This is a genomic window from Desulfosarcina sp., assembly GCF_033791525.1.
Lineage (GTDB): Bacteria > Desulfobacterota > Desulfobacteria > Desulfobacterales > Desulfosarcinaceae > Desulfosarcina.
Window position 1 is genome coordinate 1 of the sequence record NZ_JASJGN010000159.1, and the last position, 11101, is coordinate 11101.

The 11101-nt window shown below is 54.3% G+C and carries 10 protein-coding genes; 5 read left to right on the forward strand and 5 right to left on the reverse strand.

All coding sequences use genetic code 11. The annotated features are described in order from the left end of the window. A partial coding sequence (flgK, locus tag QNK41_RS07750) for a flagellar hook-associated protein FlgK (protein ID WP_319255427.1) occupies positions 1-1387 on the forward strand: 1387 nt, incomplete at its 5' end. Positions 1388-1406: 19 nt separating this feature from the next. Further along, positions 1407-2273: a flagellar hook-associated protein FlgL gene (gene flgL, locus QNK41_RS07755; RefSeq protein WP_319255429.1), complete on the forward strand. Its 867-nt coding sequence runs from the start codon at positions 1407-1409 to the stop codon at positions 2271-2273. A 229-nt stretch (positions 2274-2502) separates the two neighbouring features. Here flgL and QNK41_RS07760 read toward each other — a convergent pair whose 3' ends face one another. Genes QNK41_RS07760 through QNK41_RS07770 form a run of 3 tightly spaced genes read right to left on the reverse strand, consistent with a single transcriptional unit; the run spans position 2503 to position 5230 of the window. Then, positions 2503-3270 (reverse strand): flagellar motor protein MotB, encoded by a 768-nt coding sequence (locus QNK41_RS07760; protein WP_319255432.1) that lies wholly within the window; start codon positions 3268-3270, stop codon positions 2503-2505. A gap of 10 nt (positions 3271-3280) precedes the next feature. Further along, positions 3281-4057, reverse strand: a complete 777-nt coding sequence (locus QNK41_RS07765; RefSeq protein ID WP_319255434.1) for a MotA/TolQ/ExbB proton channel family protein — start codon at positions 4055-4057, stop codon at positions 3281-3283. After that, positions 4058-5230: an HD domain-containing phosphohydrolase gene (locus tag QNK41_RS07770; RefSeq protein ID WP_319255436.1), complete on the reverse strand. Its 1173-nt coding sequence runs from the start codon at positions 5228-5230 to the stop codon at positions 4058-4060. A gap of 352 nt (positions 5231-5582) precedes the next feature. Between QNK41_RS07770 and QNK41_RS07775 the strand changes: the two genes are divergently transcribed. Next, positions 5583-5915, forward strand: a complete 333-nt coding sequence (locus tag QNK41_RS07775) for a histidine triad nucleotide-binding protein (RefSeq protein ID WP_319255438.1) — start codon at positions 5583-5585, stop codon at positions 5913-5915. A gap of 12 nt (positions 5916-5927) precedes the next feature. Next, positions 5928-6674 carry a 3-deoxy-manno-octulosonate cytidylyltransferase gene (kdsB, locus tag QNK41_RS07780; RefSeq protein WP_319255441.1) on the forward strand — a complete coding sequence of 249 codons (747 nt, stop codon included), beginning with the start codon at positions 5928-5930 and terminating at the stop codon, positions 6672-6674. Between the two features lie 127 nt (positions 6675-6801). Here kdsB and QNK41_RS07785 read toward each other — a convergent pair whose 3' ends face one another. Further along, positions 6802-7707, reverse strand: a complete 906-nt coding sequence (locus tag QNK41_RS07785) for a hypothetical protein (RefSeq protein ID WP_319255442.1) — start codon at positions 7705-7707, stop codon at positions 6802-6804. Between the two features lie 7 nt (positions 7708-7714). Then, positions 7715-9244, reverse strand: coding sequence for a glutamine-hydrolyzing GMP synthase (gene guaA / locus QNK41_RS07790; RefSeq protein WP_319255444.1), 1530 nt, complete (start codon positions 9242-9244; stop codon positions 7715-7717). Between the two features lie 333 nt (positions 9245-9577). On the opposite strand from guaA, the gene mltF reads away from it, so the two are divergent. Continuing rightward, entirely contained in the window at positions 9578-10978 is a 1401-nt protein-coding gene (mltF, locus tag QNK41_RS07795) for a membrane-bound lytic murein transglycosylase MltF (RefSeq protein WP_319255446.1), read from the forward strand. Positions 10979-11101 lie beyond the last annotated feature (123 nt).

Sequence of the window (11101 nt, forward strand, 5' to 3'; positions counted from 1 at the left end):
CATGTTGAACGTTGCCAGTACCGCGCTGTCCACCCAGCAAAAAGCACTGGACATCACGGCCAACAACATCGCCAATGTGAACACCGAAGGCTACTCTCGGCAACGGCTCAATATGGTGCAGAATGAACCGGTTCGTTACGATGGGGGGACCTTGAGCACCGGCGTTCGTGCCAACCGGACCATTCAGCGGATTCACGATCGGTTTCTGGCGGCTCAGATTGCCGGCGCCGCCTCGCAGCAGGGGCGCTGGGATGCCCAGCTTGAGACCCTGGAAAAGGCAGAGCTGATGTTCGATGAAGTCTCCGGTTACGGCCTGAACAATGCTATGAGCCAGTTCTGGGGTGCCTGGCAGCAGCTGTCCAACAATCCATCCGGATATACGGAGCGGGTGACCTTGGTTGGAGAGAGCCAGAACATGACTAATTTATTCAACAAATTGACCCGTGACCTTACTCAAGTTCAGCAAGACAGTGACATCAGTATCGACGGTGCAGTCGGTGATATTAACACGCTGACTCGTGAAATCGCCGATATCAATGTGAAGATCGCGGAAATCGAAGCCGGAAACGACCACAGCGCAAATGAATTCAGGGATCATCGGGATCTCAAGCTGAAGGAGCTCTCCAGCCTCGTCAACGTCAACAGTTTCGAGGATGCCGATGGGTATTTAACGGTCGTCACGGCCAACGGTCACACTTTGGTCGATCGCATCAATTCCTGGAATTTGACCACCGGCCTGAATGCCAACGGATTCAACGACGTATTCTGGGAGAGCAGCAGCGGCGTCCTGCAGAATATTACCAGCGATATCTCAGACGGAAAACTAAAAGGGTGGATCGAGGCGCGGGATATCACCATGCCGGATTATCTGTCCCGGTTGGACGATATAGCACAGACCATGATCACCGCGGTCAACACGCTACACAGCAGCGGTCTTACCCTGGAGGCACCGCCGGATGACACTGGCATTGACTTTTTTACCGGTACGGATGCCTCGGATATCGGTGTGAATACCGCCGTTGTCAACAATTCAAACCTGCTGGCGGCCGCCTTGAATACTGAAGGGGTACCAGGCGGAAACGGGAATGCCATCGCCATCAGTGAACTTCGGAACAGCCTGTCCATGTCCGGTGGAACGGCAACCTTCGATGAATTTTACGATTCACTGGTCAGTGACGTGGGCAGAAATGTCTCCCAGGCCAGGGTGAACACCGATCATCAATCCATGATATCCTTACAGTTGTCCACATACCGCGAGCAGGTGTCGGGTGTCTCCATGGATGAAGAGATGGTAAACATGGTGCAGTTCCAGAGTGCTTACACGGCTGCTGCCAAACTCGTGAATACCGTCGATGAAATGCTCCAAACCCTCATAGACATGGTGTAACCGCCGCCAGGAGGAAACGATGCGAATCAGTGCCAAAATCATGGCAGACAACATAAAAGCCAATCTGGCGAAGCAGAGCACCCGGTTGATGAAGACTCAATTGAAGCTGGCGTCCGGGAAACGGATCAACCGACCTTCCGATGATCACATCGGCATCGGAAAAGTTCTTGGCTACCGGAGCACCCTGAGTACCATCGACCAGTATCGGGGAAACATCACCGATGCTCAAACGCGTGTGAAATACACGGAGACCATTTTGGGGCAGATTCATGATTTTTTGCGTGAAGCCAAGGGCATTGCGTCATACCCGGGCACAGATGATAAAATGCCCCTCGCCGAAGCAGTCAAGGATATCCGCGATCAGGCCCTGGGTCTGGCCAACAGCAAGTATGGTAAGAATTACCTTTTTTCCGGCCACCTGAGCGACACGCCGGCCTTCGATTCGGCCACCTACGCCTACAATGGTGATGGCGGTTTACATCGGGTCACAATAGGGGAGGGGATTACCGTAGAGCTCGAAGCCGACGGCAGCCAGATGTTTATCGAGACCGGCGACAACCTGTTTCAGGTGCTCGACGACCTGGAAGCGGCATTAACTGCCGACGACCCGGTGGCTATTCGGGCAGCCGTCGACCCGCTGGAACGGATCGGGGACCGGATTCAAATTGCAAGAAGTGGGTTTGCCTCGGATTACAAGCGCATGGAAGCCACGAACGATTATTGGATCAGTTTTGGCAATTCAGTGGAAACCATGCGGTCGGGTGTGGAAGATGCCGACATCACCAAGACAGCCATTGATATGCAGGTCCAGCAGACCGCTTACGAAGTCCTGCTGGCCACCGCTGCCCAGGTCGTTCAACCCACCCTGGTGGATTTTCTCAGATAGGTCATGCCGTGTCTCAATAAAACGAGACCGTCCAGTCGATAACTAGAATGAATACGTGAACCGCGATAGCGAGCGCATTCCCCGCCGCTTGTCGAAGCGAAGCGGAGATCCCGCCATCGGGGTCGGCGCGAAGCAAAGATCCCGCTCATCGGGGCCGCGGGGAGGGTTCAATCTTTCCGACCGTCCTCCCCCAATTTCCTTCGGCACCCTTAAGTAGTAAAACGGTCTGTTACGGCTGGGGATTGTTCTCGTAAGTCGCCATGCCTTGACGACGGGGCATGGTGCCGACGATGATTTCCACCCGTCTGTTCTTCCGTCTGCCCAATTCGGTGGTATTGTCTGCGATGGGGCGAAATTCTCCGAAACCCATGGTGGAGATCCGTTTGGGGTCGATGGATGTCTGGTCCAAAAGGAACTGGGCGACAGTGGCGGCCCGGGCGATGGACAGTTTGAGATTGGATTGAAACGGGCCGCCAGTGACAGGCACATTATCGGTATGGCCGGCAATGATGATGTCACCGGCGGTTTCGCTTGTCAGAATCTGCCCGATTCGCAGGATCAAGGGCTTGAGTTCGGTTTTGATTTCTGCTTTTCCCGAGTCAAATGTGCTTTCCCCCATCATGCGAATGACCAGTTGGTCTTTCTTGGCTTCAATTTCAATGTCGTCTTCAATTTTACGGTAAAGCGCATCGAAATTCTCTTCCAACTCTTTACCAATAAATTCCTTTACCCGCGTAGCGATAGCTTCCTGGTCAAAGTCCTTGGCAATCATCTTCAGGCCATGGCGAGGCGAATCGGCAACATTCCTTTTCCGTTGCATGCCAAAGGCTTTTTCCATGGATCCGGCGACCTGTTTGTACTTCTGGCGATCGATTTCGGAAAAGGAGAGCAGCAGCACGAAAAAACAGAGCAGCAGGCTCATCAGATCACCGAAGGTGGTCACCCATCTGGGGGCGCCTTTATCACATGGCGGGCATTGCTGGACGTCGCTACTCATCGTTCACCTGCTACTCGGCCTTGCTGTTTTCGGTTTCGGACAGTTGCCGCTCTTTGGGGGAGAGGAAAATCTTCAGGGATTCTTCCAGCACCATGGGGGAGACGCCCCGGTTGATGGCTATGGCCGCTTCCACGATGATGCTTTTGTTCAACCGCTCCTGCTCACTTCGCAGGGCCAGCTTGTCGGCGATGGGCAGGGCGATGAGATTGGCGATGACCGCGCCGTACAAGGTGGTCAACAGCGCCACAGCCATGGACGGTCCGATGCTGGACGGGTCCGCCATGGTGGACAGCATCTGGACCAGACCGATGAGGGTGCCGACCATGCCGAATGCCGGTGCGGAATCGCCCATGCCTTTAAACACATTCTGGCCGGTGGCGTGCCGTTGCCCCATCAATCGGATATCCTTGTGGAGCATATCGGCGATCAGCCCTTCGTCATAACCGTCAGACAGGTATCGCAGCGCTTTGACGGAAAAGGCATCCGATGGATTCTCCTTCTCCAGGGCAATCAATCCTTCTTTTTTGGCGATGCGGGTGAAGTCCACCATCTCCTTGATGATATTTTCCGGCGCTTCCATTTTTACCAGAAAGGCTTTCATGGCCACACTGATGGATCCGATGACATCGGACATCGTGAATTTGATGAAGGTGGCTGCCAGGGTTCCGCCGACAACGATCAGCAGGCCGGGGATGTTGATGAAAACCAAGGCGCTGCCGCCGATGACGATGGAGACCAGAATCAGAACACTTCCGCTGACAAGGCCGATGATGGTTGCAAGATCCATTTAGCGCCTCACGGTAGATTTGCGAATCAGCACCTTGTTGGTAATGGCGCCAATATTATTGAAATGTTTGAGTTTGTCGATACTGTGGTCGTCCAGTTCGGTGTCGGCAGCCATAACAAAAGCGCCAGTGTTCATGTGTACGTTTGCCGCGATCACCATCCCGGCCTTCAATTCATCCAGTTGCCGTTCCTCTGCCCTCTTTCGTGCGAGATCATGCTGCTGCGCCACATTGATTTCAAGCAACAACTCCACCACAAACGGCGACAACTGGTAGCCCCGGATCCGCTGCAGGCTTTCAGCGATGCTGTCCAGGGAGATCTTGCCTTTGTGTATCATGTTGTCATAAATGGAGGCCGCCGAAATAAGTTGTGCCCCAACAGGGATGTCATCACCGGCCAGTCCATCGGGGAAACCCTTGCCATTGTACTGTTCGTGGTGCTGCCGCACCAGCAGGGCTGCCGGCTTCATGATCTCTATCTCACCAATGATGCGTGCGCCCATAGCTGCGTGGGATTGGTATAACTGCCGTTCGTTTTCAACCATTTCCGTGCGGCGTTTGTTTAAGATGGATTTGGGAATGCCTACCATGCCGATGTCGTGGAGCAGGGCTGCCGTTTCGATGATGGGAATGTCGGCGTCGCTCACACCGGGGTGCGAACCGGCCAAGTTAACGGCCAGGTCGGCAGTCCGGCGGCAGTGTCCCCCCAGTTCATCATCAACAACTTCCATCATTCGGGAGAACATGCGGATGGTCTGGATGTGATTTACGGTGATGATCTCAATTTTGCGGTTGAGCGTACGCTCCAGGTTGACGATGCGCGCGCCGATTTCAATTCTGGCGTGCAAGGCGTCCATGTCAATGGGTTTGGTGATATAGTCGTCAACGCCGCTTTCCAGACCGCGCACGATCTCCGTCTTCGAATCCTGGGCACTGATCAGTATCAGGTAAATATAGCCGGGTTCGTTGTGCTCTCGGATTCGGCGGCACAATTCAAGCCCGTCCATTCCAGGCATCATCCAGTCGCTGATGACCATATCCACGGGAGTGCTGCGAATGGTTTCCCAGGCCGTATTTCCATCGGCAGCCTGATGCACCGTGTGGCCCCACGCACAAAGGCGTGATGACAATAGTTTCAAGGTGACGGGATCGTCGTCTGCAATCAGGATGTTCATGGTTTTGTATACTTCAATTCACATCGCATGGGTATGTTGCAAAAATAGGCCTCAATTCAGATCGGATGCCTTGCCTGTGGCGTGCTGAGAAGCATGACTGAAAGCCCGCTTTGCTGTAAGTTCATATCGGCAGCCCCAATTAAAACTTAAATAATGAATTTCAGGGATTTTGATCACATTTGCAGATCGGCTGTCCGCTGAAGAATCGGTGGATCTTCAGCGCTAAATGTCTGCTTGACAAGGTTGCTGTTGAACCGGTAGGAACAGACATTTTTAAACTCGATTTCCACCCACCGATTATTTCCATTGCTTGAAGTGACAGGCGATGGGAGATCCTCAGGAGGCGCCGTCCATGGAAAAAGATTGCCTTTTCTGCAAAATTTCACACGGCCAGATGGGTACCGATTTTCTGTTCGAGAACGACAACCTAGTGGTTTTTCGTGACATCAACCCTCACGCCCCCGTCCATCTGTTGATCGTTCCCAAACGGCATATCCGCAGCATCAACGACCTTACCGAATCGGACAATGACATTCTGGCCGAAATGATCATGACCGCCAGGCAGATGGCCAAAAAGGAGAAGGTCAATACCTCCGGATACAAGCTGCTCTTCAATGTCGAGAAAGGCGGCGGACAGGTGATCTTTCATCTCCACCTGCACCTGATAGGAGGATGGGACAAATAAAGGATAGGTAAAATGCGGGTAGTCGTAATCATTCCATCGCGCTACGGTTCCATTCGATTTGATGGTAAACCGTTAGCCAACATCTGTGGCAAACCGATGATCCAGTGGGTCTGTCTGCGCGCCATGCAAGCCAAATGTATCGAATCCGTTCATGTGGCCACCGACGACAGCCGGATACGGGACGCCGTTAACCGTTTTGGCGGCAACGTCGTCATGACTTCCTCCAAATGCCGGTCCGGAACCGACCGGGTGGCCGAAGCCGCCGAACGCCTCGGTCTGGATTCGGCGGACGTGGTAGTCAACATCCAGGGGGACCAGCCACTGGTGGATCCACGATGCTTTGACGCCGTGGTAAAGCCCTTTTACGAAGATCCGGCGGTAAAGATGAGCACGCTGGCCTTTGCCATTGTTGACACGCGTGAGATCACCGATCCGAAGGATGTCAAGGTCACCTTCGACAACAATGGTGATGCGCTCTACTTCTCCAGGGCAACCATTCCCCACGGCCGGGACGGGTTGAACGGTTACGAAACCTTTAAACACCTGGGCGTCTACGCCTACACTAAAAAATTTCTGGAGTGCTTTCGAGGTCTGTCGGCCGGACGGCTGGAAGAGATCGAAAAGCTCGAACAGCTTCGCGCCATGGAGCACGGCCACCGTATTCGGGTGGTGGTGACGCCTTATGATTCTCCCGAGGTTGACCTGCCGGTGGACATCCAGCGCATTGAAGAGAAAATGGCGGGCATGGGGTTGTGCTGACAAGCTGCTTTGTGTTTTGGGCCAGAACCTATCTCTGCGTTAAGTTGTTGCCTTCCTCGCCCTGAACCCTGATCCTTATCTCTGAGATGCGTTGTAAATAAGCCAGTGATGCAAAGCCCGCTGCAAGTCAATTGATCGTCTGTTCCACCATGTTTGTGGAGCCGGAATTGGGATCGGCCGGGAGGGGCGGCATCGGTGTGGGCCCCGGGGCTGTGCCTGCCGACGACGAAGGGGATGGTTTCTGCGCCTGCGCATCCAGTCGCTGGTTCAATGCATCGATCTGCTTGGTTACGGCAGCCAATTTTTTCTCAACTTCACGAATTCGATCCTTGACCATCTCCTGAAGACCCAGCCGCTCAAGGCCCAGCGCAAGTCCCATGGAATCCCTGCTCAACTTTTCCGAGTCGAGCTGCTGGATTTTCTTTTCGATGTCGGCAAGCGGCTGGACTTTCTTTTCGATGTCGGCAAGCCGCCCCTGGTCCTTTTTCAGGCCCTGAGCCATGAGCAGAATTTGGGCGGCCAGTTCCTCGTCGAACTTGCCGAACTCAGTGTTGAGGTCTGCCATGTCCTTTTGCAAGGCGGCGACGGACGCTTCTGTTTTGTTGGATATGGCGGCCATCGCTGATCGGTCCGCCTTGTCGTCAGTGATTCGTTTTAATTCGGTGGTGGCTTTTTTAAGGTTGACCTGCAGAGCGGCGGTGGCGGTTTCCAGGGTTTTGGACGTCTCGGCGAGTTGTTCCTCCATCTTGGCCTGTTTAAGGGAGAGGTTTGAAAAACGGGATTCAAGATCCTTGGATAAGTTTTGGACGCCCATGGAGCCGGAATGTTGTGTGTTGACGACCCGGTTTTTTATATCCAGATAGGCAATGGCCAGAACAACCACCAGCAGGCAGGGGATGAGCACGGCCACCAGTGTGACCCGGGTGCCCAGCTTCTCGATACGCAGGTTTTCTGCATCCGCAATATACATGGCATCTGGCTCCGCGTCTCCATCGCGGATGGTGAACCGGGATGCATCGCCTTTATCATTCATTGTGTGGCTATTCCCATTCGATGGTGCTAGGTGGCTTGGAACTGATGTCGTATACGACGCGGTTGACGCCCCGGACTTCGTTGATGATCCGGTTGGAAATTTTACCCAGCAGCCGATGGGGGAGCTTGGCCCAGTCTGCGGTCATGGCGTCTTTGCTGGTGACCGCCCGAATAGCCACGATGTTCTCATACGTCCGGCCGTCCCCCATGATACCGACGCTTTTAATGGGCAGCAGAACGGCGAAGGACTGCCAGAGTTTGCGGTAATATCCGGCGGCGCGAATTTCTTCCTGGAGTACCGAATCCACTTCCCGCAGCACATCCAGACGTTTTTTGGTGATCTTGCCGATGACCCGGATGGCCAGCCCCGGTCCGGGAAACGGCTGTCGCCAAACCAGGTCGGCGTCCAGCCCCAGGGTTTTACCCAGCTTGCGCACTTCATCCTTAAACAGATACTTTAAGGGCTCCACCAGCTTGAGTTTCATCTTTTTCGGCAGTCCTCCCACATTGTGGTGGGATTTGATCACCGCCGTGGGGCCGCCAAAGGCCGATTGGGATTCGATGATATCCGGGTATAGCGTGCCCTGGGCCAGAAAATCGGCATCCTTGATTTTCAACGCTTCAGCCTCGAACACATCCATAAACTCCTTGCCGATGATCTTGCGTTTTCGTTCCGGGTCGGACACGTTGGTGAGGGCCCGGAGGAATCGGGAGGCGGCTTTGACAAAGCGGATGTTGATCTTCAGGTGGCTTTTGAGTTTCTCTTTCAGCTGGGTGGCCTCGTCTTTTCGCAACAGGCCGTTGTCCACGAATATGCAGGTCAAATTCTTGCCGATGGCGCTGTGAATTAAAAGGGCCGTCACCGAGGAGTCCACCCCGCCGGAAAGGCCGAGAATCACTTTTTTGTCCCCCACTGTTTTCCTGATCTGGCTGACGGTTTCCCGGGCAAAGGATTTCATGGTCCACGATGCTTTGCATCCGCAGATGTCAAAAAGAAAGTTGTGGATTATTATCCGTCCTTTGGCGGTATGTTCCACCTCAGGATGAAACTGAACGCCGAAGAACTTTTTGCGGTTGTTGGCCATTGCGGCCACTTTGGTGTTGGCAGTTGACGCGCTGATGGAGAAGCCTTTAGGCAGGCCGTCGATGGAATCACCGTGGCTCATCCAGGTGATCGTTTCTTTGCCGATGCCTGAAAAAAGCCCTTTTGGCTGCCTGGCGGTCAGAGAGGCAAAACCGTATTCACGTTTGTCGGCTTTCTTGACTTTGCCACCGAGGGTGTCCACCATAAAATGCATGCCATAGCAGATGCCCAGCACCGGAATGCCGAGGTCGAAAATGCCGGCGTCCACCCGAGGGCTGTTCTTCTCATAGATGCTGGATGGTCCGCCGGAAAGGATGATGCCGTCGGGCGACCAGGACCGAATCTGTTCTGCGGTGACAGTCGGTGGTTCGATCTGGCAGTATACGCGGCATTCACGCACCCGCCGGGCGATGAGTTGGTTGAATTGGGATCCAAAATCGATGATGATAATCATGAGTGGTCTCCGGGCTAATACGTCGCAAATACGCTACAATTCAACGGATTGGTAGATTTCGGCGGTCATACCATTATCAATTGAAAAAGGCAACCAGGCACTACTGCTTGTCACTGCCCAAAGTGCAGGGGCAAACCGGCGGCCGGTTAGTCCATGGGTGCGGGGTGCCGGTTGGACCGGGGTGGAAGAAGGCGGGGCTCGGGTTGATAAATTCGAGATCTCGGACTATAAATCACGAGGTCACGGTGTCTTCGACTTGATACGGGCGACCACCAGACTCACTGGCGCTCAGATACAAACCATGAAATCGTTTGGCTGAATAGGCGGATTGGCATGCTGCGAACAATTTGGTGCGATCTGGTTATGCTGTTGGTGCTCAGCGTGATTGCGGGATGCGATTCCCCTCTGACACAAAATGATCTTGAGGCGCTGTTGTCCCGGGGCGAATTAGTGCTGATTACGCGCAACAATTCCGCATGCTATTATGAGGGCCCCCATGGCCCCGTTGGATTTGAATACGATCTGGCAAAGGCCTTTGCCGAGCATCTGGGCGTGGACCTCCGCATATCGATCATTGAGGAGGAAGTCGATATGATTGCCGCCCTCAAAGCCGGTGAGGGGGATATCATCGCCCCCGGCGTTCCCTTTGGCAGCCAGTCGGCCCGATTGCTTTCTCTGGGGCCGGGTTATCTGGAGGTGGAACAGCAGGTGGTGGGCCGTCGCGGCGGGCCGGACATCCAAAGTAAGAAGGCTCTCGAGGCATACACGCTCTGGATAACCGGCAGCAGCGCCCGTATCGAATATCTGGAGGAACTGCGCCGCATGTATCCAGGTGTCAACTGGCAGATCCTGACTGCTTACAGCGCCGAGGATCTGCTCCAGATGGTGTGGACCCGCTCCTTGCCGCTTACGGTCGTGGATTCTAACATCATGTCCATGAACCACCACTATTTCCCGGAACTGACTGTCATGCTGACCCTTGGCAGTCCCCAGAAACTGACATGGGCAACCGATCCACGCAACCGCCGATTGCAGGAGGCCGTCGCCGGTTGGTTTGACCTAAAAAAAACCCGGGAGACGATCAAGGGCCTGGTCGAGCATTATTACAGCCACCTGGAATCCTTCGATTACGTAGACCTGGCCAGGTACCGTCGCCGAATCAAAGTCCGGCTTCCCAAATATCGGGCTTTTTTCGAAGCGGCGGCCAAAAAATACAAACTGGACTGGAAGCTTGTCGCTGCGCAGGCGTATCAGGAGTCGCATTGGAATCCTCGTGCAAGAAGCTATACGGGTGTTCGTGGAATCATGATGCTCACCCGCGAAACGGCGGCATCCATGGATCTGGAAAATCGGATGGACGTTGAGGCGTCAATATTTGCCGGTACCCGCTATCTGGCTCGTCTGCATCGCCAGGTCGGCAAGTCAGTGCCCGAACCCGATCGTACGCTCATGGCATTGGCTGCCTACAATATTGGATTCGGCCACCTGCAGGACGCCAGAGGATTGGCCCGCCGGCTGGGCAAGCCGGAAAACAGCTGGCACGGTGTCCGATCGGTATTCCCGCTGTTGCAGCAGAAAAAATATTACCGTACCCTTGAGCATCGTTATGCGCGTGGAAATGAAGTGGTCATGTATGTAGACCGCATCCGGACCTATTATAAAATGCTCCAGCCGAATTTAGACGCGCTGACGCCCGGTTCGAGCGCTGAAGACGCACCACCGCAGTTTCCTTGAGAATGCCTCCATACGCCTTTTCCCGCCTATCAATTCCCGGCGATTGGCGACCGGTGATACGATTTGCACAAAGGCCATGGATGTGATAGGGACGGCCACCGGCGGCACACGACTTGGACATTT